This is a genomic window from Pseudomonas sp. SMN5, assembly GCF_052041925.1.
Lineage (GTDB): Bacteria > Pseudomonadota > Gammaproteobacteria > Pseudomonadales > Pseudomonadaceae > Aquipseudomonas.
The window spans coordinates 75,734-101,795 of sequence record NZ_JBKGGX010000002.1; the positions used below are offsets into that span (position 1 = coordinate 75,734).

Annotated in this window: 23 protein-coding genes; 11 read left to right on the top strand and 12 right to left on the bottom strand. The window is 62.6% G+C overall.

Going from position 1 to position 26,062, the window contains the following annotated elements:
* Positions 1–732, bottom strand: coding sequence for a helix-turn-helix domain-containing protein (locus tag ACLEJR_RS02080; protein ID WP_440797241.1), 732 nt, complete (start codon positions 730–732; stop codon positions 1–3).
* An 80-nt stretch (positions 733–812) separates the two neighbouring features.
* On the opposite strand from ACLEJR_RS02080, the gene ACLEJR_RS02085 reads away from it, so the two are divergent.
* The 9 genes from ACLEJR_RS02085 to cobA all read left to right on the top strand — a co-directional run bounded on the left by ACLEJR_RS02085 (position 813) and on the right by cobA (position 12,686).
* Positions 813–965 carry a hypothetical protein gene (locus ACLEJR_RS02085; RefSeq protein WP_440797239.1) on the top strand — a complete coding sequence of 51 codons (153 nt, stop codon included), beginning with the start codon at positions 813–815 and terminating at the stop codon, positions 963–965.
* Positions 958–2,169: a CmpA/NrtA family ABC transporter substrate-binding protein gene (locus ACLEJR_RS02090; RefSeq protein WP_440797237.1), complete on the top strand. Its 1,212-nt coding sequence runs from the start codon at positions 958–960 to the stop codon at positions 2,167–2,169. Before ACLEJR_RS02085 ends, ACLEJR_RS02090 begins: the two co-directional genes overlap by 8 nt.
* Before the next feature lie 13 nt (positions 2,170–2,182).
* Positions 2,183–2,758: an ANTAR domain-containing response regulator gene (locus ACLEJR_RS02095; RefSeq protein WP_440797235.1), complete on the top strand. Its 576-nt coding sequence runs from the start codon at positions 2,183–2,185 to the stop codon at positions 2,756–2,758.
* A 356-nt stretch (positions 2,759–3,114) separates the two neighbouring features.
* Entirely contained in the window at positions 3,115–4,326 is a 1,212-nt protein-coding gene (locus tag ACLEJR_RS02100; RefSeq protein ID WP_440797233.1) for a nitrate/nitrite transporter, read from the top strand.
* A 9-nt stretch (positions 4,327–4,335) separates the two neighbouring features.
* The gene (locus tag ACLEJR_RS02105) at positions 4,336–6,006 is read left to right on the top strand and encodes a protein kinase domain-containing protein (RefSeq protein WP_440797231.1); all 1,671 of its coding nucleotides are present in this window, start codon (positions 4,336–4,338) and stop codon (positions 6,004–6,006) included.
* Between the two features lie 429 nt (positions 6,007–6,435).
* The gene (nirB, locus tag ACLEJR_RS02110) at positions 6,436–8,889 is read left to right on the top strand and encodes a nitrite reductase large subunit NirB (RefSeq protein WP_440811880.1); all 2,454 of its coding nucleotides are present in this window, start codon (positions 6,436–6,438) and stop codon (positions 8,887–8,889) included.
* Positions 8,886–9,203 carry a nitrite reductase small subunit NirD gene (gene nirD, locus ACLEJR_RS02115; protein ID WP_440797227.1) on the top strand — a complete coding sequence of 106 codons (318 nt, stop codon included), beginning with the start codon at positions 8,886–8,888 and terminating at the stop codon, positions 9,201–9,203. The genes nirB and nirD overlap by 4 nt, the downstream gene beginning before the upstream one ends.
* The gene (locus ACLEJR_RS02120; protein ID WP_440811883.1) at positions 9,203–11,920 is read left to right on the top strand and encodes a nitrate reductase; all 2,718 of its coding nucleotides are present in this window, start codon (positions 9,203–9,205) and stop codon (positions 11,918–11,920) included. Before nirD ends, ACLEJR_RS02120 begins: the two co-directional genes overlap by 1 nt.
* A 10-nt stretch (positions 11,921–11,930) precedes the next feature.
* On the top strand, positions 11,931–12,686 hold the full coding sequence (cobA, locus tag ACLEJR_RS02125; protein WP_440797223.1) for a uroporphyrinogen-III C-methyltransferase: 756 nt from the start codon (positions 11,931–11,933) through the stop codon (positions 12,684–12,686).
* Positions 12,687–12,801: 115 nt separating this feature from the next.
* On the opposite strand, the gene ACLEJR_RS02130 is transcribed toward cobA, so the two are convergent.
* The 8 genes from ACLEJR_RS02130 to ppsA all read right to left on the bottom strand — a co-directional run bounded on the left by ACLEJR_RS02130 (position 12,802) and on the right by ppsA (position 21,013).
* Entirely contained in the window at positions 12,802–13,836 is a 1,035-nt protein-coding gene (locus ACLEJR_RS02130; RefSeq protein ID WP_440811885.1) for an OmpA family protein, read from the bottom strand.
* A gap of 107 nt (positions 13,837–13,943) precedes the next feature.
* Positions 13,944–14,534 carry an RNA polymerase sigma factor SigX gene (gene sigX, locus ACLEJR_RS02135; RefSeq protein WP_440797219.1) on the bottom strand — a complete coding sequence of 197 codons (591 nt, stop codon included), beginning with the start codon at positions 14,532–14,534 and terminating at the stop codon, positions 13,944–13,946.
* A gap of 92 nt (positions 14,535–14,626) precedes the next feature.
* Positions 14,627–15,451, bottom strand: a complete 825-nt coding sequence (locus ACLEJR_RS02140) for a mechanosensitive ion channel family protein (protein WP_003183617.1) — start codon at positions 15,449–15,451, stop codon at positions 14,627–14,629.
* Positions 15,452–15,453: 2 nt separating this feature from the next.
* A complete protein-coding gene (locus ACLEJR_RS02145) occupies positions 15,454–15,699 on the bottom strand; it encodes a CrfX protein (protein WP_245140630.1) in 246 nt (81 codons plus the stop codon).
* Positions 15,700–15,762: 63 nt separating this feature from the next.
* Positions 15,763–16,758 (bottom strand): zinc transporter ZntB, encoded by a 996-nt coding sequence (locus tag ACLEJR_RS02150; RefSeq protein ID WP_440797217.1) that lies wholly within the window; start codon positions 16,756–16,758, stop codon positions 15,763–15,765.
* 25 nt (positions 16,759–16,783) lie between these two features.
* Positions 16,784–17,275, bottom strand: coding sequence for a ribonuclease E activity regulator RraA (gene rraA, locus ACLEJR_RS02155; protein WP_440797215.1), 492 nt, complete (start codon positions 17,273–17,275; stop codon positions 16,784–16,786).
* A gap of 126 nt (positions 17,276–17,401) precedes the next feature.
* Positions 17,402–18,391: an alpha/beta fold hydrolase gene (locus ACLEJR_RS02160; protein ID WP_440811886.1), complete on the bottom strand. Its 990-nt coding sequence runs from the start codon at positions 18,389–18,391 to the stop codon at positions 17,402–17,404.
* A 246-nt stretch (positions 18,392–18,637) separates the two neighbouring features.
* Positions 18,638–21,013 carry a phosphoenolpyruvate synthase gene (ppsA, locus tag ACLEJR_RS02165; RefSeq protein ID WP_440811889.1) on the bottom strand — a complete coding sequence of 792 codons (2,376 nt, stop codon included), beginning with the start codon at positions 21,011–21,013 and terminating at the stop codon, positions 18,638–18,640.
* A gap of 180 nt (positions 21,014–21,193) precedes the next feature.
* Between ppsA and ppsR the strand changes: the two genes are divergently transcribed.
* On the top strand, positions 21,194–22,012 hold the full coding sequence (gene ppsR, locus ACLEJR_RS02170; protein WP_042732259.1) for a posphoenolpyruvate synthetase regulatory kinase/phosphorylase PpsR: 819 nt from the start codon (positions 21,194–21,196) through the stop codon (positions 22,010–22,012).
* Between the two features lie 148 nt (positions 22,013–22,160).
* On the opposite strand, the gene ACLEJR_RS02175 is transcribed toward ppsR, so the two are convergent.
* Positions 22,161–23,006 (bottom strand): type 1 glutamine amidotransferase domain-containing protein, encoded by an 846-nt coding sequence (locus ACLEJR_RS02175; protein ID WP_440811891.1) that lies wholly within the window; start codon positions 23,004–23,006, stop codon positions 22,161–22,163.
* A 103-nt stretch (positions 23,007–23,109) separates the two neighbouring features.
* On the opposite strand from ACLEJR_RS02175, the gene ACLEJR_RS02180 reads away from it, so the two are divergent.
* Positions 23,110–24,009 (top strand): LysR family transcriptional regulator, encoded by a 900-nt coding sequence (locus ACLEJR_RS02180; protein WP_440811894.1) that lies wholly within the window; start codon positions 23,110–23,112, stop codon positions 24,007–24,009.
* A gap of 123 nt (positions 24,010–24,132) precedes the next feature.
* Here the strand turns inward: ACLEJR_RS02180 and ACLEJR_RS02185 are convergent, their stop codons facing one another.
* Together ACLEJR_RS02185 and ACLEJR_RS02190 are read right to left on the bottom strand one after the other, a co-directional pair.
* Complete coding sequence (locus tag ACLEJR_RS02185) at positions 24,133–24,360, bottom strand: MbtH family protein (protein ID WP_238963712.1); 228 nt, start codon at positions 24,358–24,360, stop codon at positions 24,133–24,135.
* 84 nt (positions 24,361–24,444) lie between these two features.
* A complete protein-coding gene (locus tag ACLEJR_RS02190; protein ID WP_440811896.1) occupies positions 24,445–25,857 on the bottom strand; it encodes an aspartate aminotransferase family protein in 1,413 nt (470 codons plus the stop codon).
* Positions 25,858–26,062 lie beyond the last annotated feature (205 nt).

Here is a 26,062-nt window from a genome sequence, read left to right on the forward strand (position 1 = left end):
TCATTTGCCCGGCAGGTAGGTGATGTCGGCCAGGCTGCTGGGGGCGAACCCAACCAGCTCGCGCACTTCCTTGGAAAAATGCGAGGAAGAGGCAAAGCCGAACGCCAGGGCCACGTCGGTCAGCGAACCGTTACCCAGGCTCATGTCCAACAACGCCTGGGCCGTGCGCCATCCGCGCAGGGCCGGCTTGGCCGCGCTGCCCAGGGCTTGTCGGCAGAGCCGACGAAAATGCGAGACCGACACGCCGTAGCGTTGTGCGAGGGTGTTGAGCTTTTCGCTGCGGGTGCCTTGCTCCAACAGAAAACGCACCAAGCCGTAGCTCTCATGCTGGCGCAACAACGGAACAACGGCGCGATAGCCCGGGGTGCCGCCCAGCGCCTGTTCGATGAACCAGCGTTCGAGCCGCGCCTGGGTCCGCACGACGTCATCCGCCACCGGCAACAGGGCCCACGGCGCGGCCTCGGTTCTTTTCGTGGCAAAGGCATCGCTCATGTCGAAGAACGCCTGCAGTTTCACCAGCGGCGCCGGGCAAACGGGCATTACCTGCCACTCGCCGCCGGAACACCTCAACGCGTCGCCCAGCACCACCAGGCCCTGCCAACCGCTCGGCAGGGCCTGGCAATGACTGCTGCATGCGCTGTCCAGCGCTACCGTGCCCTGGACGACTCGCAGGTGCACCATCCGCTCGCGCAGTTCAGTCAGTGCCGTGGAGCGAAATGATGTGTCTTGCACCGGTGTCTCCTCTGCAACGTGGCCAATGGAAGGAGCGACAGGATGGAAGGCGCGGCGCCTGAAATCTTGATGGAAAGCTGATGAGCACTGGGCTGGCATATGCCTTGCACCTTTATCGCTCATCGGTGCCCGTGCCGTTGCCGGGACGGGCGCCATATGGATTCAAGGACAAGGGCGCCGTCATCCCGGTGGTTGGCGGCGCTTTTATGTGGAAGGTGATGCGCGATGAATGAAGTTCCAGCCAACCCCCTGGCCTGGGTCCACGGCAGCGATGCCCCGGAAAAGAGCGCGGTCAATCTGGGCTTCATGGCCCTGAGCGACTGCGCCCCGTTGGTGGTGGCCGCGACCCAGGGTTTTGCCCAGCCCTACGGCCTGACCCTGAACCTCATACGCCAGAGTTCCTGGGCCAACCTGCGGGACAAGCTGGTCAGCGGTGAAATCGATGCCGCCCACAGCCTGTACGGCCTGGTCTACGCCGTACACCTGGGCATCGGCGGCGTCGCACCGACCGAGATGGCGGTGCTGATGGGGCTGAACCAGAACGGCCAGAGCATCAACCTGTCCCACGGCTTGCAGGCCCAGGGTGTGACCAGTCCTGAGGCACTGGAACGGCACGTGCACCAAACTCGCTCGAAACTGACCTTCGCCCAGACCTTCCCCACCGGCACCCATGCCATGTGGCTTTATTACTGGCTGGCGGCCCAGGGCATCCATCCCTTGTCCGACGTCGACAGTGTGGTGGTGCCGCCACCGCAGATGATCGCGCACTTGCAGGCGGGTCGGATCGATGGCTTCTGCGTCGGCGAGCCGTGGTGCGCCAGCGCGGTCAAACAGAACCTCGGCTTTACCCTGGCGACCACCCAGACCATCTGGCCCGATCACCCGGAAAAAGTCCTGGGCTGCACCCGCGCTTTTGTCGAGCAGTACCCCAATACCGCCCGGGCGTTGGTGATGGCGATCCTCGAAGCCAGTCGTTTCATCGAACAGAGCACCGAGAACCGCCGCAGCACCGCGCAGCTGTTGAGTGCCCCCGAGTATCTCGATGCACCGTTGGACTGCATCGAACCGCGGTTGCTGGGGATTTACGCCGATGGCCTGGGCAACAGCTGGCACGATCCCCACGCCCTGCGCTTCCATGGCGGCGGCGAGGTGAACCTGCCATACCTGTCCGACGGCATGTGGTTCATGACCCAGTTCCGGCGCTGGGGCTTGCTGCGTGAAGATCCGGATTACCTGGCCGTGGCACGGGACGTCCAGCAGCTCAAGCTCTACCGCCAAGCGTGCGCGGCGCTGGACATCGCGTCGCCATCCAGGGACATGCGCAGCAGCCAGTTGATCGACGGCACCACCTGGGACGGCTCGGATCCGGCCGCTTACGCCAAGAGCTTCAAACTGCACGCCTTGAGCGATGCGCCCGCCCTTTGCGCCAGTCGCTGACAGGAGCCCGATCATGCTGCGTATCCTGCTGATCAACGACACCGCGAAGAAAGTCGGGCGACTGAAGGCGGCCCTGATCGAGGCCGGGTTCGAGGTCATCGATGAGTCCGGCCTGACCATCGACCTGCCGTCGCGCGTCGAAACCGTGCGTCCGGACGTGATCCTGATCGATACCGAGTCACCCGGGCGTGATGTGATGGAACAGGTGGTGCTGGTCAGCCGCGACCAGCCGCGACCGATCGTCATGTTTACCGATGAGCACGACCCGGGGGTGATGCGCCAGGCGATCAAGTCGGGCGTCAGCGCCTACATCGTCGAAGGCATCCATGCCGCACGCCTGCAACCGATCCTCGACGTCGCCATGGCCCGCTTCGAAAGCGACCAGGCCCTGCGTGCCCAACTGTTGGCCCGCGACCAGCAACTGGCCGAACGCAAACGCATCGAACTGGCTAAAGGCATGCTGATGAAAATGAAAGACTGCAATGAAGAACAGGCCTACACCCTGATGCGCCGCCAGGCCATGAGCCGCCAGCAGAAGCTGATCCAGGTGGCGGAGCAGATCATTGCCATGAATGAGCTGTTGGGCTGAAGGCCCCGCAGCGCCTGGGCTGGCGCCATCGCGAGCAAGCTCGCTCCCACAGAGGCCGGCGGTGACCGCAGCCCTTGTGTACACCACAAATCCACTGTGGGAGCGAGCCTGCTCGCGATAGGCATCACTCCGACTCCGCTGTTGGCACAAATCTCGCTTAATCACCCCCACAGGTAACCAACGGCGGTTGCCCCACCTACGACAAAGACGTCGCATACCCTTTTTGCCTGGCTTGGCGACTCGGGTTGCGGCGTTTTTTTGCTTTGGCCCCAACGTCCGGGGTCGGTGGGGTCGCCCGAGTGGCGCACCACTTCGAAGCACTGACTCATTTCTCGAGACTTTTACTGAGGTGCGCGATGAATTCAAGCTTTTGGAAATCCGGCCACACCCCGACTCTGTTCGCAGCCTTCCTCTATTTCGACCTGAGTTTCATGGTCTGGTACCTGCTTGGCCCGCTGGCGGTGCAGATCTCTGCCGACTTGCACCTGACCACCCAGCAACGCGGCCTGATGGTCGCCACGCCGATCCTCGCCGGTGCGGTGCTGCGCTTGTTCATGGGCCTATTGGCCGACCGGATTTCGCCCAAGACCGCCGGCTTGGTGGGACAGGTGATCGTGATCAGCGCGCTGTTCTGCGCCTGGAAACTGGGGATCCACAGCTACGAACAAGCCCTGCTGCTGGGCCTGTTTCTGGGTGTGGCCGGGGCTTCGTTCGCCGTGGCCCTGCCGTTGGCCTCACAGTGGTATCCGCCTCAGCACCAAGGCAAGGCGATGGGCATCGCCGGTGCCGGTAACTCGGGCACGGTGCTCGCCGCGTTGATCGCGCCGATCATGGCCGTGACGTTCGGTTGGACCAACGTGTTCGGTTTCGCCCTGATCCCACTGGTACTGACGTTGGTGCTCTTCGCCTGGCTGGCGAAGAACGCTCCCGAGCGGCCGAAAGCCAAATCCATGGCCGACTATCTCAAGGCCCTGGGCGACCGTGACAGCTGGTGGTTCATGTTCTTCTACAGCGTGACCTTCGGCGGCTTCATCGGCCTGGCGAGCGCCCTGCCCGGCTACTTCAACGACCAGTACGGCCTGAGTCCGGTCACCGCCGGCTACTACACCGCCGCCTGCGTCTTCGGCGGCAGCCTGATGCGCCCGTTGGGCGGCGCCCTGGCGGATCGCTTCGGCGGCATTCGCACCTTGCTGGCCATGTACACCGTCGCGGCCGTCTGCATCGCCGCCGTGGGCTTCAACCTGCCAAGCTCCTACGCAGCCCTGGCCCTGTTCGTCTGCACGATGCTCGGTTTAGGTGCGGGCAACGGCGCGGTGTTCCAATTGGTGCCACAACGCTTCCGCCGCGAGATCGGCGTGATGACCGGGTTGATCGGCATGGCCGGCGGCATCGGTGGCTTCGCCCTGGCGGCGGGCATGGGCGCGATCAAACAGAGCACCGGCAGCTATCAACTGGCGCTGTGGTTGTTCGCCAGCCTCGGTGTCCTGGCCTGGTTCGGCTTGTACGGTGTCAAGCGTCGCTGGAGAACCACCTGGGGTTCGGCTGCCGTCACCGCCGCCCGGGTATAAAGAGCGACCATGAGCCTGCAATTGAGTTTTGCCGAAGCCAGCGCCATCGGCCCACGGGAAGAAAACCAGGACGCGTTGCGCCTGGTCACCCCCGCCCCGGCCCTGGCCGCCAGCAAGGGCTACCTGTTCGCCATCGCCGACGGTGTGAGCCAGTGCGCCGATGGCGGGCTGGCCGCCCGTTCGACCTTACAGGCCTTGGCCCTTGACTACTATTCCACGCCACAGACCTGGGGCGTGGCCCAGGCACTGGACCGGCTGTTGCTGGCGCAGAACCGCTGGCTCCAGGCCAACGGTGGAGGGCAGCCCCTGCTCACCACCGTCAGCGCCCTGGTATTGCGCGGACGACGCTTCACCTTGGCCCACGTCGGCGATTGCCGGGTCTACCGCTGGCACGCCGATCAGCTGCAACGGGTCAGCGAAGACCACGTCTGGGAACAACCGGGCATGCAGCATGTGCTCAAGCGTGCCCTGGGGCTTGATCAACACCTGATCCTGGACTTCCTCGACGGCGAGCTGCGCGCCGACGAAACCTTCGTCCTGCTCAGCGACGGTGTTTGGGCGGTACTGGGGGACACCGCCATCGCCGGCATCCTGCGCGACCAACCGGACCTCAATATCGCGGCCCAGACCCTGGTCAACGCCGCCCACCTGGCCGGTAGCCAGGACAACGCCAGCGCGTTGCTGGTGCGGGTCGACGCCGTGGGCGAAGCGAGCATCGGGGATGCGCTGATCCAGCTACAGCAATGGCCCCTGCCGCCAACGCTCAAATCCGGTCAGCTGTTCGAAGGCTGGCAGATCGAAGGCATGCTCGGCCAGAGCCAGCAGTCGCTGCTCTATCGGGTGCGTGACAGCCAAGGCCAGCCCTGGCTGCTGAAAACCCTGCCAGGGCACCTGCGGGACGACACCCGGGCCGGGCAAGCGCTGCTGTCGGAAGAATGGTTTCTCAAGCGGGTCGCGGGCCGGCAGTTTCCCGAAATCCACGGTGTACCGCAGCGCCAGCATCTGTACTACGTGATGCGCGAATATTCGGGCCAGACCCTGGCTGAGCTGTTCGACCAAGGCGGCCCGCTGCCCCTGGCTCAATGGCTGGACCTGGCGCAACGGCTGGTGCGGGCCGTAGGCCTGTTGCATCGCCGGCAGATCTACCACCGCGACATCAAGCCGGAAAACCTGCACTTGGGGGACGACGGCGAACTGCGCCTGCTGGACTTCGGGCTGGCGTACTGCCCGGGGCTGTCGGAGGACCAGGCCAATGTCTTGCCGGGCACGCCCAGCTATATCGCCCCGGAAGCCTTCGCCGGAGATGCACCGACTGCACGACAGGACCTGTATGCCGTCGGCGTGACCTTGTATTTCCTACTGACCGGGCATTATCCCTACGGCGAGATCGAAGCCTTCCAACGCCCGCGCTTCGGCGTGCCGGTCAGCGCCAACCGCTATCGCCCGGACCTGGCCGAATGGCTCGGGCAAAGCCTGGAGCGCACGGTCGCGGCGGATCCGGCGCAGCGCTTTGAAACGGCCGAGGAATGGCTGTTGCTGCTGGAACAGGGCGAACGCCGCAGCTTGAGCGTACGGCCCCGGCCGCTGCTGGAGAGGGAACCGCTGAAGGTCTGGCGAGTATTGGCGCTGGTGTCGTTGGTGGGGAATCTGGTGCTGCTGTTTCTGGTGTTTCATAGCTGAGCCCCGGTCGCGCCCATCGCGAGCAGGCTCGCTCCCACAGGGTTCGGTGCGACCGCAACCCTTGTGTACACCGCAAATCCACTGTGGGAGCGAGCCTGCTCGCGATGGGGCCTGACGGCCATGCACGCTCCATTACCGGGCAACACGCTTTGATTCAGTGCAATAAATTCCCCTCCAGCGCATTCAGCCGCCGACATCCCCAATAAAACCGCATCCCAAAGCCACTTGGCACAACCGCTGCATAGTCTCTCTCACCATACATAAAGCAACGCCTCCAACGATGAAGGCGGTGCTTCCCGAGAGAACGGGACCAGGACAAAGGCGTCCTCGCTAGATCACTAGCGGGACGCCTTTTTTTGTTTTCGTAGAAATTGCCGAGCCAGTCCGATTCGCCGTGATGAAACGGGCCTGAGTTCGCGGAGAAGCCTGATGAAAAAACTCAAACTGGTGATGATCGGCAACGGCATGGCCGGCGTGCGGACCCTTGAAGAGTTGCTCAAGCTGAGTAACGAGCTGTACGACATCACGGTGTTCGGCGCCGAGCCCCATGCCAACTACAACCGCATCCTGCTCTCCCCCGTGCTGGCCGGTGAACAGACGTTCGAAGAGATCGTGCTTAATGATCTGAGCTGGTACCAGGACCACAACATCAACTTGCTGCTCAACCGCAAGGTGGTGCAGATCGACCGGGTCAAGCGCAGGGTCATTGCCGAAGACGGCAGCGAAGCCGAATACGATCGCCTGCTGATCGCCACCGGTTCGACGCCTTTCATCCTGCCGATTCCGGGCCACACCCTGGAAGGCGTGATCGGCTACCGCGATATCGCCGATACCCAGATGATGATCGACACCGCCAAGACCCACAAACACGCCGTGGTCATCGGTGGCGGCCTGCTGGGCCTGGAAGCGGCCAACGGCCTGAAGCTGCGGGGCATGGACGTGACCGTGGTGCACCTGGGCGAATGGCTGCTGGAGCGGCAACTGGACAAGACCAGCGGGCAACTGCTGCAAACCGCCCTGGAAAGTCGTGGCCTGAAATTCCGTCTGTGCGAACAGACCCAGGCCCTGCACGACGCCGGCGACGGCCGGGTCGGCTCGGTGCAGTTCAAGAACGGCGACATCATTCCCGCCGACCTGGTGGTGATGGCCGCCGGCATCCGGCCCAATACCGAACTCGCGGAAAAATCCGGCATCCCGTGCAGTCGCGGGATCCTGGTCAACGACACGATGCAGACCTATGACCCGCGCATCTACGCCATCGGAGAATGCGCCAGCCACCGTGGCACCGCCTATGGCCTGGTGGCCCCGTTATTCGAACAGGCCAAGGTCTGCGCCAACCACCTCGCGCAACTGGGCTTTGCAACCTACAAGGGTTCGGTGACCTCGACCAAACTCAAAGTCACCGGCATCGACCTGTTCTCCGCCGGCGACTTCATGGGCGGCGAAGGCACCGAGACCATCACCCTTTCCGACCCGATTGGCGGCGTCTACAAAAAACTGGTGATCAAGGATGACGTGCTGGTCGGCGCCTGCCTGTACGGCGATACCGCAGACGGCGGTTGGTATTTCCGGCAGATCCGTGAGAACGCCGCCATCGGCGAGATTCGCGACCACCTGATGTTCGGTGAAAACGCCCTGGGCGACGTCGGACACCAGGGCCAGGACAAAGCCATGAGCATGGCCGACAGCGCTGAAGTCTGTGGCTGCAACGGCGTGTGCAAGGGCACCATTGTCAAGGCCATCCAGGAGCATGGGCTGTTCAGCGTCGACGACGTGAAAAAACACACCAAGGCCGCCAGTTCCTGCGGCTCCTGCGCCGGCCTGGTGGAACAGATCCTGATCAATACCGTGGGCGGCGCGGCGGACGTCAAGCCGAAAAGCGAGAAAGCCATCTGTGGGTGCAGCGACCTGAATCACGGGCAGATCCGCCAGGCGATTCGTGACCAGCACCTGCTGACCATCGCCGGGACCATCAGCTACCTGAACTGGCGCACCCCGAACGGCTGCGCCACCTGCCGTCCGGCGCTGAACTATTACTTGATTTCCACCTGGCCCGGCGAAGCCCACGATGACCCGCAATCGCGCCTGATCAACGAGCGCGCCCACGCCAACATCCAGAAAGACGGCACCTACTCGGTGGTCCCGCGGATGTGGGGCGGGGTCACCACGCCTTCGGAGCTGCGGCGCATCGCCGATGTGGCCGACAAATACAGCGTGCCGATGGTCAAGGTCACGGGCGGGCAACGCATCGACTTGCTGGGCATCAGCAAACAGGACCTGCCCGGTGTCTGGAAAGACCTCGACATGCCCTCCGGCCACGCCTACGGCAAGTCCATCCGCACCGTGAAGACCTGCGTGGGCAGCGAGTTCTGCCGCTTCGGCACGCAGAACTCCACCCAGCTGGGCATCGAGCTGGAGCACGACCTGTTCAACATGTGGTCGCCCCACAAGGTCAAGCTGGCCGTCTCCGGCTGCCCGCGCAACTGCTCGGAGGCCGGCATCAAGGACGTCGGCATCATCGGCGTGGATTCCGGCTGGGAGATGTACATCGGCGGCAACGGCGGGATCAAGACCGAGGTCGCCGAGTTCTTCGTCAAGCTCAAGACCGCCGAAGAAGTGCGCGAATACAACGGCGCCTTCCTGCAGTTGTACCGCGAGGAAGCGTTCTACCTCGAACGCACCGTGCATTACATGCAGCGGGTCGGCATGGAGCACATCAAGAAGACCGTGCTCGAAGACCCGGCGCGGCGCAAAGCCCTGCATGAACGCCTGAAGCTTTCCCTGTCGCTGGAACAGGACCCGTGGAAGCAGCGCCTGGAACAACCCCAGCTCAGGAAAGAGTTTGAAGTCATCCCCGTGAAAAACCTGGAGGTGCCGGCATGAACTGGCTGGATATCTGTGCGCTGGAAGAAATCAACGCCCTGGGCTCGCGCATCATCAATGGGCCGAAAGGCGATATCGCGATTTTTCGCACCAGCGATGACGAGGTTTTCGCGCTGGATGACCGCTGCCCCCACAAGGGCGGCCCGTTGTCCCAGGGTCTGATCTACGGCAAGCGCGTGGCATGCCCGCTGCACAACTGGCAGATCGACCTGGAAACCGGCCAGGCCCAGGCCCCGGACGTAGGGTGCGCCCATCACCATTCGGCGCGGGTCGAGAACGGCCGGGTGCTGCTGGCCCTGCGGGAAGCAAGCTGATGAGCCGCCAGAGCACTGCCTCGACCTGTTGTTACTGCGGGGTCGGGTGTGGCGTGTTGATCGAGCATGACGAGGAGCGCATCCTCGGCGTCAGCGGCGATCCCACCCACCCGGCCAACTTCGGCAAACTGTGCAGCAAGGGCTCGACCCTGCACCTGACCGGCGATCTCGCCGCCCGCGCCCTGTACCCGGAACTGCGCCTGGGCAAGGGCCTGGCCCGGGCCCGCAGCGACTGGGACAGCGCCCTGGACCACGCCGCCAGTGTCTTCGCCGAGACCATCGCCGAGCACGGCCCGGACAGCGTGGCGTTCTACATCTCCGGCCAGTTGCTGACCGAGGATTACTACGCCTTTAACAAACTCGCCCGGGCGCTGGTGGGCACCAACAACATCGACAGTAATTCACGGCTCTGCATGTCCTCGGCGGTCGTGGGCTACAAACGCAGCCTCGGCGCCGATGCCCCGCCTTGCAGCTATGAAGACCTGGAACTGAGCGACTGCGTGATGATCGTCGGCAGCAACATGGCCTATGCCCACCCGATCCTGTTTCGCCGCCTCGAAGAAGCCAAAGCCCGCCGGCCACAGATGAAAATCATCGTCATCGACCCCCGGCGCACCGACACCTGCGACCTGGCGGACCTGCACCTGGCAATCCTGCCGGGCACCGATGTCGCCTTGTTCCATGGGATTTTGCACCTGCTGCTGTGGGAAGACTGGGTCGACCGCACGTTCATCAAGGCCCATACCGAAGGCCTGGCGGACCTGAAGAACCTGGTGCGCGACTACACGCCGGCCACGGTCGCCCAACTCTGCGGCATCAGCGTCGAGCAACTGCACCAGTGCGCGCAATGGGTCGGCACTTCGCCGAGTTTCCTGTCGCTGTGGTGCATGGGCCTGAACCAGTCCACCGCCGGCAGCGCGAAGAACAGCGCGCTGATCAACCTGCACCTGGCCACCGGGCAGATCGGCCGTCCGGGCGCGGGTCCGTTCTCGCTGACCGGCCAGCCCAACGCCATGGGCGGACGGGAGACCGGCAGCCTGTCGAACCTGCTGCCGGGCCACCGGGAGGCCGCGAACCCGGAGCATCGCGCTGAAGTTGCCCGCTACTGGGGCGTCGAACAGTTGCCCGCCAACGCAGGCCTGAGCGCCATCGAGCTGTTCGAGCAGGTTCGCAACGGCAAGATCAAGGCCTTGTGGATCGCCTGCACCAACCCGGCCCAATCGATGCCGGACCAGACCGCCGTGCGCGAGGCCCTGCAAGCCTGCCCATTCGTGGTATTGCAGGAAGCCTTCCACACCACCGAGACCGCCGCCTATGCCGACCTGCTGCTGCCGGCGGCCAGTTGGGGCGAGAAAGAAGGCTCGGTGACCAACTCCGAACGGCGCATTTCCCACGTGCGGCGGGCCATTGGCGCACCGGGCGAGGCGCGCCCGGACTGGGCCATCACTGTGGATTTCGCCCAACGCCTGGAGAAACGCCTGCGCCCGGGCCAGCCCAGCCTGTTCGCCTTCGAGACCCCGGCCCAATTGTTCGATGAGTATAAACAGCTGACCTGCGGCCGCGACCTGGACCTGTCGGGCATCAGCCATGCCTTGATCGACCGACTCGGCCCGCAGCAATGGCCCTTCCCGGCCGGCGCCACGGTCGGCACCGCACGCCTGTATATGGATGGGATCTTTCCTACCGATAGTGGCCGCGCACGGTTTATCGCCGACCCATATCGCGCCGCCCAGGAACTGCGTGACGCCCGCTACCCATTGACCCTGAACACTGGCCGCCTGCGCGACCAATGGCACGGCATGAGCCGTACCGGGACCGCTGCGCAGTTGTTCGGCCATGTGAACGAAGCCGTATTGAGCCTGCATCCCGATGAACTGGTGCGCCACCGTCTGCGAGCCGGCGACCTGGTCAGCCTCAGGAGTCGTCGTGGCGCGGTGATCGTGGCGGTGGACAGCGATGAGAGCGTCCGCCCCGGCCAGGCGTTCCTGCCCATGCACTGGGGCGACCGGTTCCTCAAGGGCGGCGTGAATACCCTGACCCAACCGGCATTCGACCCCTTGTCGAAACAGCCGGAGCTCAAGCACAGCGGCGTACGTCTGGAACCGGTGAACCTACCCTGGCAACTTTTCGCCTTGATCGAGGACGATGTCCAACAGCATTTGGAGACATTACGCCCGCTGTGCGAAGCATTTTCCTACGTCAGCCTGAGCCTCACCGGGCGTGAACGCCCGGCGTTGCTGATTCGCGCCGCCAGCGCTGGCGCGCCCGAACCACAGGTACTTCAGGCGATCGACGAACAACTGGGGCTGGTGGACGGACCGGTGCTGGCCTATGACGATCCGCGCCGTGCCATCGGTAAACGGGTGCGGATCGTAAACGGCCGCATCACCGCGATTCGCCTGGCCGGTGAAACCCTGGCTCGGCACTGGTTGCAGAACCTTTGGTCGGAAGGTCGCGCCGATGAGCAACTGCGCCGTTGGTTGCTGGCACCGTTGAGCGCACCACCGGGCAACGTCGGCGCCCCCCTGGGCGCCGGCAAGACCCTGTGCAACTGCATGAACGTCAGCCAGCGTGCGGTCTGCGCCGGCATCGAGCGTGGCCTGGATTTGCAGGGGCTGAAACAGGAACTGGGCTGCGGCACGCAATGCGGTTCCTGTGTACCGGAAATCAAACGCTTGCTGGTTGCCACCGCGCAACCGGCGGCCGCTGTCTCGTGAGGAAAACACTATGAACGCAAAAGTCTGGCTGGTGGGCGCAGGTCCCGGTGACCCTGAATTACTGACCCTCAAAGCCGTGCGCGCCTTGGGCGAGGCGGACGTGGTGCTGATCGACGACCTGGTCAACGACGCCGTGCTGGAGCATTGCCCCGGCGCCCGCATCATTGCCGTGGGCAAGCGCGGCGGCTGCCGCTCCACGCCACAGGCGTTCATTCATCGGTTGATGCTGCGTTATGCCCGCCAGGGCAAATGCGTGGTACGCCTCAAGGGCGGTGACCCGTGCATCTTTGGCCGTGGCGGTGAAGAGGCACATTGGCTGCGCGAGCATGGGGTCGAGGTGGAGTTGGTCAATGGCATCACCGCCGGTCTTGCGGGAGCGACGCAATGCGATATTCCGCTGACCCTACGCGGGATCGCCCGGGGCGTGACGCTGGTCACGGCGCACACCCAGGACGGCAGCAGCCTGAACTGGCAGGCCCTGGCTCAGGGCGGGACCACCCTGGTGGTGTACATGGGCGTGGCGAAACTGAGCGAGATCCGTGAGCAACTGCTGGCCGGCGGCCTAGCGGCGGACACACCGGTCGCCATGATCGAAAACGCCTCCCTGCCCCATCAGCGCGATTGCCGCAGCGACCTGGCCTCGATGGAAGCCGATGCCGGCGCGTTCGGGCTCAAGAGCCCGGCGATCCTGGTGATTGGTGCGGTGGCAGCGAGCGCACCAATTGCCCAGACCCAGCGGGCCTGGGTCCAAGCGCAAGGGCTGTAACCTACAAGCGCTCCCACACTTGATCACTGGTGCTTTAAAAAATTGAAGTCTTTATATAAATCCCAGGCAAAGAAAAGCCCGGCCTAGGCCGGGCTTTTCCAAAGCTGTGGGCTAATTACTTAGCTTGGGCTTCAACCTGCGCTTCTACGCGACGGTTAACTGCACGACCAGCGTCAGTAGCGTTGTCGGCAACTGGGCGGGATTCGCCGTAGCCAACAGAGTTAACGCGGGACGATTCAACACCGTACTGGTTGGTCAGAACTTGCTTGACGGCGTTTGCACGACGCTCGGACAGTTTCTGGTTGTAAGCGTCAGGACCGACGGAGTCAGTGTGACCTTCAACAGTAGTGGTGGTGGATGGGTACTGCTTCATGAAGTCAGCCAGGTTCTTGATGTCGCCGTAGCTGTTGTCTTTAACGACCGACTTGTCGAAGTCGAACTTCACGTCCAGCTCAACACGTACGACTTCAGCGACAGCTGGGCAGCCGTCAGCGTCAACAGTGACGTTGGCTGGGGTGTCAGGGCACTTGTCGACGTTGTCGCACACGCCATCGTTGTCGCTGTCGGAGCAGACTTCAGCCGGAGCTGGAACTGGAGCAGCGGCAGGCTTGGAACCGCCACCGAAGTTCACACCGATACCAACGCTAGGCGCCCACTCGGTGTCGCCCTGGTCGATGTTGTACTGAGCTTCAACGCCGGCACGGGCGTAGAAGTTTTCGGTGAAGTACAGCTTGGCGCCGCCGCCTACGTTGGCGAAGGTAGAACGGTTACGACCGTTGCTGCCATTCTGGTCGATGCTCTGGTCGGAGAAACCGGCCGAGACGTAAGGACGCAGCATGTCGCCTGGGTTGTTGAAGTGGTACAGGGCGTCCAGAGCGGTGTTGGCACCCTTAACGTTCTTGCCGTCGTCGGCACGTACGTTGTGCACTTCGTCGTAGGCCAGACGCAGTTCAACGTCGTCGGTCAGGAAGTAACCAATCGAACCGCCGAACAGGTTGCCGTTGTTCTTGAAGTTACGAGCGCTGTCGAATTGTTCTTTCTTGGCGAAGCCTTCGATTTCAACTGCGCCTTGGCCTTGTGCCAGAGCGCCGAACGAAGTGGCAGCAATCAAAGAACCAATGGCAAAGCCCAAGGTGTTTTTCAGTTTCATCCGTTAAATCCCCATCTGGTGATTGTGAAGCAGTCCCGCAAACCGGGGGACAACTCGGCGGCAAGTCTATCAGAACTTGCCTACACGTAAGAGATATTTGCGCCGAACTAAGTTTCGGCAATGCCTGCAAATTTCTCACGCAATTTGTCAAGAGCACGCTTGTAACGCATTTTTGTCGCGCTCAAACCCATGTGCATGATGTCTGCGATCTCCTGGAACTCCAGCTCTGCGACAAATCGTAGCACCAGAATTTCCCGATCGATCGGGTTTACATAAACCAGCCAGCGATCAAGCCCGCCCTTCTCCTCAGGTTTAGGCGCCTTTTCGTCAGACGCTTCTTCAAGAGGGTCAAGGCTCAGCGCGTCCATCAAGCGACGCTTTCGCCGTTCCTTGCGGTACTGCGTGATGCATTCGTTGTAGGTGATGCTATAGAGCCATGTCTTGAACTTCGATTTCCCCTCGAAGTTCTTCAGGCCATACAGCACCTTCAACATCACCTCCTGACAGACATCGTCAGCATCCCGATCGTTCCCGAGATATCGCGCACAAACGTTAAATAATGTCCTCTGGTAACGGCGCATCAACTCTTCGTAAGCACGGGTGACGTGGAACAGCTCCGTATGTGCGCGCGCGACCAACTCCTCATCGGAGAGATCACGGGGGTCATAGCGCGTGGATGGCGATTGGGGTTTGTTCAAAACAAGTCGGGCCGACAGTCTAGGTCAATGTGCGCCGCAGCCTGGGGCTACCCGGCATTTTGCGGCGGCATACATTAGCAGGGTTTGCCGGGTTAGCGGCTACTCACATGCTGTTCCAGCAGGATCCGATTGGAGAGCGACACCAATTCCCCCTCATCGGTCAGCAATGTGGTTTTCACCGTGCCGATCTCCTCGATCTGGCCTTCGACCTCGCCAACACGCACTTGTTGCCCAACCTCGTACAACTCACGCACATAGATTCCCGCAAGAATCTGACCGGCAATTTCCCGGCTTCCCAATCCCATGGCCAGCGCGACGGCCAGACCAACGGTAATCAGAACGATTACGATCACATGGTTGAGCAGGTCAGTCTTGACCTCCAACTGGCTGATCGCAACCGAAATACTGATGATGATTACCAGGCCCTGGGCAATTCGCCCGACGCCTGCGGCGTAATCCAGCCCCACGCCCTCGGCCGCGCCGCGCACCAGCCCGTTGGCCAGTTGCGCCAGGAGCACGCCGACCAGCAGCACCAGCGCTGCACCAAAAACCTTCGGCAAATACAACGCGAGCATGTCCAGCGTAGCTGAAACTCGCTCAAGGCCAAGGGACTCAGCGGCAGAAACCAGGAAAATCAGCAACACGAACCAATAGACGATCTTGCCGACCAGGGTCGAGATCGGCACCTGGATGCCGCCTCGTGACAGCAATTTGGTCAGGCCGGTGCCGCCCATCAGGCGGTCGAGACCGAGCTTGGCGAGCAGTTTGGACAGCAGCGTATCCAACAGCTTGGCCACTACGAAGCCGAGCAACAGCACCACCAGCGCGCCGAAGAGGTTCGGGATGAAGTTAGCCACCTTGGTCCACAACGCGGTCATCGCCGTGACGAGGCTCTGGGTCCAGAGATCAAGTTCCATATTCAATCAGCCTTATCAGCGGTGCGAGTAACAGGTTTACGACGGGAAACCGGCGAAACGTGGGCCGACCCGTTATTCACGGCGATCATCAGCGCGGGCAACCAGCGGCCCAGCAGGCTGAACAGATCGCCGGCGCCGACCTGGCGGTTGGCGGTTTTCAGTACACGTCCCAGGCATGCGTCGTCGTCCCGGCTGGACGGCGAAGCCTTGAGCATGTCGCGCAAAGACTGTTCGAACGGATCGTGCATACGCACCTCTCGTGATGTCTGTGGAAGACGCGATCAAATTTCGTCGGGTCACATGAAGCCTCATCAGACCCAGCGCAAACGGCGGAACAACCACCATTGCCCCAGCGCCACGCAGACCATCAGCAGGCAGGCGACCATGAAACCGTAGGGGCTGTCGGACAATGGAATGCCGCCGACGTTGATGCCCAGAAGGCCGGTGAGGAAACTCATCGGCAGGAAGATGCCGGTAATGATGCCGAAGCGGTACATGGTGCGGTTCATGCGCACCGACAAACGCCGGTCCTCGGCCTCCAGCACAAGCCCCACGCGCTCTCGGGTCAATTCCAGCTCTTCGAGGTAACGGGTCAGGCTGTTGTTCAATTCGTTCCAGTAGTCACCGTCATCCTCGACGAACCACGGCAACTTGAGCCGGCTCATCTGTCCGAAGATGTCCCGCTGTGGCGCCAGGAAGCGCTTCAGCCCGGCCGCCCGGCGACGGATATGTAAAATGGCGTCGTGCTCGGGGGTGTACCGTTCGTCGGTATCGAGTTGTTCTTCTTCGGTGTCGACGATTTCCGACAGGCAGGTCACCAGGTCCTGCACCTTGTTGGTCAGGTACTGCGCCATATAGAGGATGAGCTCCGAGGCGGTCTTGGGTCCCTTGCCTTCGGCCAGTTGCACCAGCAGCTCATCGGTGGCGCGCAACGGCCGCAGGCGCAGGGAGATGACTCGCTGGGCAGACGCAAAGATGCGTACCGAGACCATGTCTTCCGGCTCGGCGCCCGGATTGAGGTTGATCCCCCTGAGGAACAGCAGCAGCTCGGCGTTGGGCAAGGGCAACAGCCGCGGGCGGGTGTTCTCTTCCAGCAGCAGGTCGCAATTGAATTCACTCAGGCCGCTGGATTTGCGCAGCCAGGTGTGGGTCTGAGGATGGCTTCGATCCCAGTGCAGCCACAGGCTTTCGTGGCCTTGCAACTGCAAATCGTCGAGTTCGGTCCTGGCGATGGAACGTGCGCCGCCTTTACCGTCCAGCACCAGGGCATGCACCAGTCCCCACTGGGCGTTTTCTTCCTCGAACATCCTCATCCCTTATGGCGGTGGCGTGTCATTCAGGCATTTTCAGCGGACTTGGCGAGACGATCACGCCGTTGTTATCCGCATAGACATACTCGCCCGGACGGAACGTCACGCCGGCAAAGGTCACCGGCACGTTGAGGTCACCGATGCCGCGCTTATCGGTTTTCATCGGGTGACTGGCCAGGGCCTGGACACCGAGGTCGGTCTGGGCGATGACATCGACGTCGCGGATGCAACCGTAGATCACCAGCCCTTCCCAGCCATTCTTCGCGGCCTTTTCCGCCAGCATGTCACCCAGCAGCGCCCGGCGCAGAGAGCCGCCACCGTCCACCACTAACACCTTGCCAGCGCCCGGCTGCTCGACCTGCTCCTTGACCAGCGAGTTGTCTTCGAAGCATTTGATGGTCACGATTTCGCCACCGAACGAATCGCGGCCGCCGAAATTGCTGAACATCGGCTCCAGCACCTGGACCAGGTCCGGGTAGGCATCGCACAGGTCAGGCGTGAGGTAATGGTTCATCGAATAACTCCTGTAAGGCTGGGACTTCAGACTGAATGAGCAACCGTTTGTGACCGAAACCGCGTGAAGCGTCATATCTTAGCCGCAAGCCGACCAGAGCGAAATGCCCTTGTCAGAGCCTTCGCCTCAGACCGCCTCGGCCAGACGGGGCGTCTCCCCCTGCAATGGCGCAGCCTGATCGTCCAGCCAACGCGCGACCAGCGGCCAGACTTCAACCTGCGCGGCTTTGCTGACCAGCATCTCGACATGGCCGAAATCATCGTTGAAACCCTGCTCGCGGCCCAGGCACACGAACCGCTTGTGCTCGGAGCCGATCTGCTCGAACAGCTTGCGGCAAGCCCAGGTGGGGTCCTGCTGATCGCCCACTGCGCTCACTGCCAGCACCGGTACGCAGACATCGGCCAGGCCGGCCCACCAATTTTTCTCGGCATCGCCGAAGCGTCCGAACAATCCGTACCAGCGCATGCTCTCCAGGGCCAGGCCGATGGGCTCGTCCTCGGGACCGCGCTTGAGCCGTGAGCCGGACAATTGGGCAAAACGCTTGAGGATAAAGCGGCCGCTCCATTCCACAGGCGGAATTTTCAGCGGCCAGTAGGTGCGGCTGACCTGGGTGCCGAAAAAAGCTGCCGAGGCCACGGCAGGCTCGCCCAGGTAATGCCCGCCCAGCGCCGCCGCCAGGGTGATGCCGCCCAGGGAATGGCCGATCCAGTGCGGCACCTGAGCGCTCTGCTCGCGCACGAAGGCACCGATGGCCGGCAAGTCGTAGCGGGCGTAGTCGGCCACGCGGTTGTTGCGGTAATCCTGGTTACGCTGGGACAGGCCATGGCCGCGCATTTCGGGAATCCAGACATCGAAGCCCAGGCGAGCCAGATGCGCCCCCAGCCCGAGGCCCTTGGGGGAATACCAGAAACGCCTGTTGGAGAAACTACCATGCAACAGGATCACGGGGACGCCCCGGGTCGGGCCGGCATCGGCCATGCCCAGCCGGGTTACGGCCAGTTCGACGCTGTAGTCCGGGCTGTTGCCGGGTTTCAAACGATAGACGTCTTCGCTCAGATCACCGCGCCGCTCGGCGCTGATCAGAGCGACAGGAAATAGGTCGCTGCTGCTTTGCATAATGCTCTTGCACAAAAAAGGGCGGCATCCCTCAGGAGCCCGCCCTGTTTCAATCAAAAGGGACCGTTCGAGCACAGCACTGCTCAATTCAGACAGGTGAAATACCGTGGCGAGGGAGCTTGCTCCCGCTGGGCTGCGCAGCAGACCCATTTTTTTGAGTGCTTCGCACTCAAGCGGGAGCAAGCTCCCTCGCCACAATGAACTCCTGCCTTAAAACAGCGATGCCATGATCGGCCCCTTACTCAATCAGACCGCGCCCTGCCCCTCAGCCAGGAAGAACCAGGTCTCCAGCACCGAGTCCGGGTTCAGCGAAACGCTTTCAATACCCTGTTCCATCAGCCATTTGGCCAGGTCCGGGTGGTCCGAAGGGCCTTGGCCGCAGATACCGATGTATTTGCCGGCCTTGTTGCAGGCAGCGATGGCGTTGGCCAGCAGCTTCTTGACCGCCGGGTTCCGCTCGTCGAACAGGTGCGCGATGATCCCGGAGTCACGGTCCAGGCCCAGGGTCAGCTGGGTCAGGTCGTTGGAGCCGATGGAGAAACCGTCGAAGAATTCGAGGAACTCTTCGGCCAGGATCGCGTTGGACGGCAACTCGCACATCATGATGACGCGCAGGCCGTTGTCGCCGCGTGCCAGACCGTTTTCCGCCAGCAGGTCGACCACCTGGCTCGCTTCGCCGAGGGTACGCACGAACGGCACCATGATCTCGACGTTGGTAAGGCCCATGTCGTTGCGCACGCGCTTGAGGGCGCGGCACTCGAGCTCGAAGCAGTCGCGGAACGATTCGCTGATGTAGCGCGAGGCGCCGCGGAAGCCCAGCATCGGGTTTTCTTCTTCAGGCTCGTAGAGCTTGCCGCCGATCAGGTTGGCGTACTCGTTGGACTTGAAGTCCGACAGGCGCACGATGACCTTTTTCGGGTAGAAGGCGGCAGCCAGGGTGCTGATGCCTTCCACCAGTTTCTCGACGTAGAAACCGACCGGATCGTCGTAGCCGGCGATGCGCTTGTCGACGCTGTCCTTGATCTCGGGCGGCAGGCCGTCATAGTTCAGCAGCGCCTTGGGGTGCACGCCGATCATGCGATTGATGATGAACTCCAGGCGGGCCAGGCCCACGCCGGCGTTCGGCAACTGCGCGAAGTCAAAGGCGCGGTCCGGGTTGCCGACGTTCATCATGATCTTGAACGGCAGCTCCGGCATGGCGTCCACGGAGTTCTTCTTGATATCGAAGCCCAGCTCGCCTTCGAAGATGTAGCCGGTATCACCCTCGGCGCAGGATACGGTCACGCCCTGGCCATCCTTGAGCAGTTGTGTGGCGTTGCCGCAACCGACCACCGCCGGGATGCCCAGCTCACGGGCGATGATCGCCGCGTGGCAGGTCCGCCCGCCGCGGTTGGTGACGATGGCGCTGGCGCGCTTCATCACCGGTTCCCAGTCCGGGTCGGTCATGTCGGACACCAGCACGTCGCCGGCCTGGACCTTGTCCATCTCCGAGACGTCGTTGATGATCCGCACCTTGCCGGCGCCGATACGCTGGCCGATGGCGCGGCCTTCCACCAGTACGGTGCCGGTTTCCTTGAGCAGGTAGCGCTCCATGACGTTGGCCTGGGTGCGGCTCTTCACGGTTTCCGGACGGGCCTGCACGATGTACAGCTTGCCGTCGTCACCGTCCTTGGCCCACTCGATGTCCATCGGGCACTTGTAGTGTTTCTCGATGATCATCGCCTGCTTCGCCAGCTCGCTGACTTCCGCATCGGTCAGGCAGAAACGAGCGCGCTCGGCCTTGTCCACATCGACGGTTTTCACCGAACGACCGGCCTTGGCTTCGTCGCCGTAGATCATCTTGATGGCCTTGCTGCCCAGGTTACGCCGCAGGATCGCCGGGCGGCCGGCCTGGAGCGTGCCTTTATGGACATAGAACTCATCCGGGTTCACCGCGCCCTGCACGACGGTTTCACCCAGGCCGTAGGCGCCGGTGATGAACACCACGTCACGGAAGCCCGACTCGGTGTCGAGGGTGAACATCACGCCGGCGGTACCGGTTTCGGAGCGGACCATGCGCTGCACACCTGCCGACAGGGCCACCAGCTTGTGGTCGAAGCCCTGGTGTACGCGGTAGGAAATGGCACGGTCGTTGAAAAGGGAGGCGAAGACTTCCTTGGCGGCGCGGATGACGTTGTCCACGCCGCGGATGTTCAGGAAGGTTTCCTGCTGGCCGGCAAAGGAAGCGTCCGGCAGGTCTTCGGCGGTGGCCGAAGAGCGTACGGCGACGGCAATGTCGGGATTGCCTTCGGACAGCTTGGCGAAGGCGGTGCGGATCTCGGCGTTCAGTCGCTCGGGGAACTCGGCTTCCATGATCCACTGGCGGATCTGGGCACCGGTCTTGGCCAGGGCATTGACGTCATCCACGTCCAGGGCGTCGAGCGCTTCATGGATCTGTTGGTTCAGGCCACTCAGTTCCAGGAAATCACGATAAGCCTGAGCGGTCGTGGCGAAGCCACCTGGTACCGATACGCCGGCACCGGCGAGGTTACTGATCATCTCGCCCAGGGATGCGTTCTTGCCCCCCACATGCTCCACATCATGGACGCCGAGCTTATCGAGGGAAACTACGTACTCTACCAAGGTGATCTCTCCACTAACTGTGTTGGAAAAGCTCAAGGCACCGGACAGCTCCAGGGGAGCGAATGCCGGCGATATGGCCTGGACCTGGAAAATAAGTGAGAATGCGGGCCATTGGCGGCCGGCAAATCGCGCCTATCATATCCAAGAATCGTCACTAGCTCACTAGGGCCCAAGGCGCAAATGAAACGATCTGCTTTCTTTATCTCCGACGGCACCGGCATCACGGCCGAAACGCTAGGTCAAAGCCTGTTGGCGCAATTCGAAAACATTACCTTCACCAAGTTGACACGCCCCTACATCGACAGCGTCGACAAGGCGCGGGCGATGGTACAGCAAATCAATAAAGCCGCCGAAACCGACGGTTTTCGCCCGATCATCTTCGACACCATCGTCAATCAGGACATCCGTGAGATTCTCGCAACGTCCAATGGTTTCATGATCGACATTTTTTCCACCTTCCTCGCGCCCCTGGAGCAGGAACTGAGCGAGCACTCCTCGTACTCGGTCGGCAAGTCCCATTCCATCGGGCACAACTCCAACTACATGGAGCGGATCGAGGCGGTCAACTTCGCGCTGGACAACGATGACGGCGCACGCACGCATTATTACGACAAGGCCGACCTGATCCTAGTGGGTGTGTCGCGCTGTGGTAAGACGCCGACGTGCCTGTACATGGCGATGCAGTTCGGCATCCGCGCGGCCAACTACCCGCTGACCGAAGAGGACATGGAGCGCCTGCAACTGCCCAGCGCCCTGCGCGCCCACCAGCACAAGCTGTTCGGCCTGACCATCGACCCGGACCGCCTTACCGCGATCCGCAACGAGCGCAAGCCCAACAGCCGTTATTCGAGCTACGCCCAGTGCGAATTCGAAGTGCGCGAGGTGGAGAACCTGTTCCGGCGGGAGAACATTCCCCATATCAATTCCACGCATTTTTCGGTGGAAGAGATATCGGCGAAGATCCTGGTGGAGAAAGGGGTGGAGCGGCGGTTCAAATAAACCCGCACCAACACAAGACCTTGTGGGAGCGAGCTCGCTCGCGGTTGCGGAGTGTCAGCCAGCACAAATTCTGCTGACCCACCGCTATCGTCGGATCGCCGCCCGGAGCAGGCTCGCTCCCACAAGGGGATCAGGGCTTACTCTGAGTTCAGTGACTCAACCGCCCAACCAACTCCTGCCCCACCGCCAGCGCCGAGGCCGGATTCTGGCCGGTGATCAATTCCCGATCCTTCACCACATGGGCGGTCCACGGCGCGGTGTTACTGCTGTACTGCCCGCCAGCCTGCTGCAACGCGGTCTGTGGGTAGAATTTCATACTTCCACCGCCCAGCAGCCCCTTGGCCAGTTCCTCTTCCTGATTGCTGATCACGGTCATTTTGTACCCGGCGTAGATCCAGTCCGACGGGGCCGAGGCCTGGCCTTTGGCGGCCAGCTGGCCGACGAAGCCCTGGGCGCCGGGCAATGTCGACAGCAGGGCAATCGGCCCGTGGCAGACCAGCGCGGTGGTTTTGCCCTTGTCATGAAAATGCGTCAGCACCCGGCCCAAAGGCGCACTGGTGAGCAAATCCTGCATGGGCGCGTGGCCGCCCGGAATGTACAAGGCATCGAAACGGTCCAGGCCCTGCTGTTCGACGCGGGCCAGGCTGACCACGGGCGACTCTGCGGCCGAGGTGATTTTCAGTTGGGCCAGCAGCGCCCGGTAGCGCTCCAGCTCCGCCGCATCGTTGTTGAAGTACATTTTGTCCACTGACGAACGATCGAGGGTCGGAGCCTTGCCTTCGGGGGTGGCAAAGGTCACCTGATGGCCGGCGTCCAGCAACAGCTTGACCGGTTGCAGCAGTTCGTTGAGGTAGAAACCGGTGGAAAAGACCTTACCATCGCGCAGATCCAGGTGATCGGCATCCGACAGGACCACCAGCACGTTATCGGCATGGGCCGCGACGCTGGAGGCCGCCAACGCGGCGGCGATTGCCAGGGGGGTGAGCTTTTTCATGATGACTCCAGAAGGCTTGGGAGGAAGGTGTACCCACTGTATTGATGCCCCGACCGGCGATAAACTCGGCGACGCGAACATCACTTGGCCCCTGGAGGCAATAATGGCCCGTCGATTCGATCACCTGGCCGACGTGGAAGCCTTCGTCACGGTCGTGGAAAAAGGCACCCTCAGCGCCGGCGCCGTGGCTCTGGGCACCACGCCCTCCGTGCTGAGCCGGGCCATCTCGCGCCTCGAAGCGCGACTGGGGGTGCAATTGTTGCGGCGCACCACCCGACGGCTGAACCTGACCGATGCCGGTGCCCTGTATCTGGAGCAGTCACGCTCCGCCTTTGCTTTGATCGACGATGCCGAACGGCGGATCCAGGGCCAGGACGGGGTCTTGACCGGTCGCGTGCGCCTGAGCGTGCCAACCACCTATGGCCATTACCGCCTGCCGTCGCTGCTGGCGCGCTTCGCCATGGCCTGTCCGCAGGTGCGGGTCGAGCTGAGCATCACCAACCGCAATGTCGACCTGGTGGCCGAAGGGTATGACCTGGCGATCCGCCTTGGGCAGTTGCCAGACAGCGCACTGGTCGGACGTAAACTCGAAGACGCCCGCCTGTGCCTGGTGGCCGCCCCGCAATACCTGGTGCGTGCCGGTACGCCCCAGCACATAGACGATTTAGCTGCCCACGCTTGCCTGCCTTTCGTGATGCCTAGCAGCGGGCGCGTCGCGCCGTGGCTGTTTCGCCAGCGTCAGGAGGACCGGGAATGGTTGCCGGTGGGGCATGTGCAGGTGACCGACGATGTGCTGGGCAGCGTGTCCCTGGCCTTGGCAGGAATGGGGATTTGCCAGACCTATGACTTCATCGTCCGCGAGCGCATCGAGCGCGGTGAACTGGTGGAAGTACTGAAAGCATTTGCCGGGCGCAGCCGGCCGTTCTCGGTGATCTACCCGCCCCACCGGCAACTCCCGGCGGCGGCACGGGCATTGATTGAGTTTCTGGTGGCGGAGGGCTGAACCACAAACCTGTGGGAGCGAGCTTGCTCGCGAAAGCAGTGTGTCAGTCGACGCATCAGGTGGATGACATACCGCATTCGCGAGCAAGCCCGCTCTCACAAAAAGCAGCGGCGCCGCCTTGAATCAATGCACCGCAGCCGCCTGCTCTTCCATTTTCTTGCGCAGGCTCAAGGGGCGCATGTCGGTCCAGACCTCTTCGATGTAGGCCAGGCACTCTTTCTTGAACCCGCTTTTGCCGACGGTACGCCAGCCTTCAGGGATGGCCTTGTAGTCGGGCCAGATCGAATATTGCTCTTCGTGGTTGACCACGACCTGAAAGACGATGTCCTCGCGGTCGAATACTGAAGTCATGGGTGTTTCTCCATCTTTGCTCGAGGTTCGCTGCGGCGCATGCGCAGCCGGGATATGTAAGGAACGTACCAGGCCGGTGGAAAATTAGGTATCGGCAACCGCGGCCTTCAACGCCCGGCCGAAAATTTCCGCGACCCGGTCGATTTCCGCCGCCGTGATGATCAACGGCGGCAGGAAACGCACCACGGCGCCTTGACGACCGCCCAGCTCCAGGATGAGCCCGCGCTTGAGGCATTCGCGCTGCAGCCGCGGCGCCAGGCGGGCATCTACCGGTGGATGGCCGAGGGCGTCCGGCTTACCCTGTGGGTCCACCAGTTCGACGCCGAGCATCAGTCCGCGACCACGAATGTCCCCCAGTTGCGGGAATTCACGCTGCAGGATCCGCAGATGCTCGCTCAAGCGCTCGCCCATGGCGGCGGCATGGGCCGGCAGGTTGTGTTCCACCAGGTAACGCATCACGGCGGAACCGGCGGCCATGGCCATCTGGTTGCCACGGAAGGTCCCGGCATGGGCGCCCGGCAACCAGGTGTCGAGCCAGTCGCGATACACCACCACCGCCAGCGGCAGGCTGCCGCCGATGGCCTTGGACAGCACCACCACGTCGGGGATGATCCCGGCGTGCTCGAAGGCGAACATTTTGCCGGTGCGGCCGAAACCGCTCTGGATTTCGTCGACGATCAGCGCCACGCCCGCCTGTTCGGTGATTCGCCGCAAGCCGCGCAACCAATCGAGGTCGGCGGGAATCACCCCGCCCTCGCCCTGCACCACCTCGACAATCACCGCCGCCGGCAACTGCACCCCGGCCTCGGGATCGTTCAGCAGGTTTTCCAGATAATGCAGATTGGCCCTGACGCCTTCGTTGCCACCCAGCCCGAACGGGCAACGGTAGTCGTAGGGGAACGGCATGAACTGCACGCCATTGCCAAGCAAGGCGCCCAGGGGTTTCTTCGGCCCCAGGCTGCCCATCAGGCTCAACGCCCCCTGGCTCATGCCGTGATAACCGCCCTGGAACGACAGCACCGTAGAGCGTGCGGTGGCGGTGCGCACCAGTTTCAACGCGGCTTCCACTGCGTCGGTGCCTGTGGGGCCGCAGAACTGGATCTTCGCCTCGCCAGCCAGCGCCGGCGGCAACAGGCCGAACAGGTCCTGGACGAAGCGGTCTTTGACCGGGGTGGTCAGGTCCAGGGTGTGCAGCGGTAGTTCGTCGTCCAGCGCCTGCCGGATCGCCTCGATCACCACCGGATGGTTGTGCCCCAAGGCCAGAGTCCCGGCACCAGCCAGGCAATCGATGAAAGTACGCCCTTCAACGTCCTCGACATGTATCCCCCGGGCCCGCTTGAGCGCCAACGGGATACGCCGAGGATAACTGCGGGCGTTGGACTCCTGGCGACTCTGGCGGGCCAGCAGCGGCGTTTCGTTGAACTGGTACAGCGTCTCGGCCGGCGCAGGGTTGACCCGCGCCGGCTGTGCTTCGATAAGGCTGTTGGCGACTGACATTTCTCGACCTCGCTGGGCACACATGTGCAGGTTTCCTGTTGGGGAAACGCACCAGCGAAGAAGGGATTTACCCCAGGATCGAACTTTGCCGGGCATGGCTTCTCAAGGTGCAGGGCACCCGCTCCGGATAGGAACACGGAGCATATATCGGCATTACCCGGATCCCGTGGCGAGGGAGCTTGCTCCCGCTGGACCGCGCAGCGGG

Excerpts from the sequence above, each read along its gene's own strand:
- ACLEJR_RS02095 (WP_440797235.1), top strand. The coding sequence starts at position 2,183 with ATGCTGCGTATCCTGCTGATCAACGACACCGCGAAGAAAGTCGGGCGA.
- nirD (WP_440797227.1), top strand. The coding sequence starts at position 8,886 with ATGAACTGGCTGGATATCTGTGCGCTGGAAGAAATCAACGCCCTGGGC.
- ACLEJR_RS02090 (WP_440797237.1), top strand. The coding sequence starts at position 958 with ATGAATGAAGTTCCAGCCAACCCCCTGGCCTGGGTCCACGGCAGCGAT.
- ACLEJR_RS02185 (WP_238963712.1), bottom strand. The coding sequence starts at position 24,360 with ATGACTTCAGTATTCGACCGCGAGGACATCGTCTTTCAGGTCGTGGTC.
- ACLEJR_RS02140 (WP_003183617.1), bottom strand. The coding sequence starts at position 15,451 with ATGGAACTTGATCTCTGGACCCAGAGCCTCGTCACGGCGATGACCGCG.
- ACLEJR_RS02130 (WP_440811885.1), bottom strand. The coding sequence starts at position 13,836 with ATGAAACTGAAAAACACCTTGGGCTTTGCCATTGGTTCTTTGATTGCT.
- ACLEJR_RS02190 (WP_440811896.1), bottom strand. The coding sequence starts at position 25,857 with ATGTCAGTCGCCAACAGCCTTATCGAAGCACAGCCGGCGCGGGTCAAC.
- ACLEJR_RS02160 (WP_440811886.1), bottom strand. The coding sequence starts at position 18,391 with ATGCAAAGCAGCAGCGACCTATTTCCTGTCGCTCTGATCAGCGCCGAG.
- ACLEJR_RS02100 (WP_440797233.1), top strand. The coding sequence starts at position 3,115 with ATGAATTCAAGCTTTTGGAAATCCGGCCACACCCCGACTCTGTTCGCA.
- ACLEJR_RS02105 (WP_440797231.1), top strand. The coding sequence starts at position 4,336 with ATGAGCCTGCAATTGAGTTTTGCCGAAGCCAGCGCCATCGGCCCACGG.
- ACLEJR_RS02145 (WP_245140630.1), bottom strand. The coding sequence starts at position 15,699 with ATGCACGATCCGTTCGAACAGTCTTTGCGCGACATGCTCAAGGCTTCG.
- ACLEJR_RS02175 (WP_440811891.1), bottom strand. The coding sequence starts at position 23,006 with ATGAAAAAGCTCACCCCCCTGGCAATCGCCGCCGCGTTGGCGGCCTCC.
- ppsR (WP_042732259.1), top strand. The coding sequence starts at position 21,194 with ATGAAACGATCTGCTTTCTTTATCTCCGACGGCACCGGCATCACGGCC.
- nirB (WP_440811880.1), top strand. The coding sequence starts at position 6,436 with ATGAAAAAACTCAAACTGGTGATGATCGGCAACGGCATGGCCGGCGTG.
- cobA (WP_440797223.1), top strand. The coding sequence starts at position 11,931 with ATGAACGCAAAAGTCTGGCTGGTGGGCGCAGGTCCCGGTGACCCTGAA.
- ACLEJR_RS02150 (WP_440797217.1), bottom strand. The coding sequence starts at position 16,758 with ATGTTCGAGGAAGAAAACGCCCAGTGGGGACTGGTGCATGCCCTGGTG.
- ACLEJR_RS02120 (WP_440811883.1), top strand. The coding sequence starts at position 9,203 with ATGAGCCGCCAGAGCACTGCCTCGACCTGTTGTTACTGCGGGGTCGGG.
- ACLEJR_RS02180 (WP_440811894.1), top strand. The coding sequence starts at position 23,110 with ATGGCCCGTCGATTCGATCACCTGGCCGACGTGGAAGCCTTCGTCACG.
- rraA (WP_440797215.1), bottom strand. The coding sequence starts at position 17,275 with ATGAACCATTACCTCACGCCTGACCTGTGCGATGCCTACCCGGACCTG.
- ACLEJR_RS02085 (WP_440797239.1), top strand. The coding sequence starts at position 813 with ATGAGCACTGGGCTGGCATATGCCTTGCACCTTTATCGCTCATCGGTG.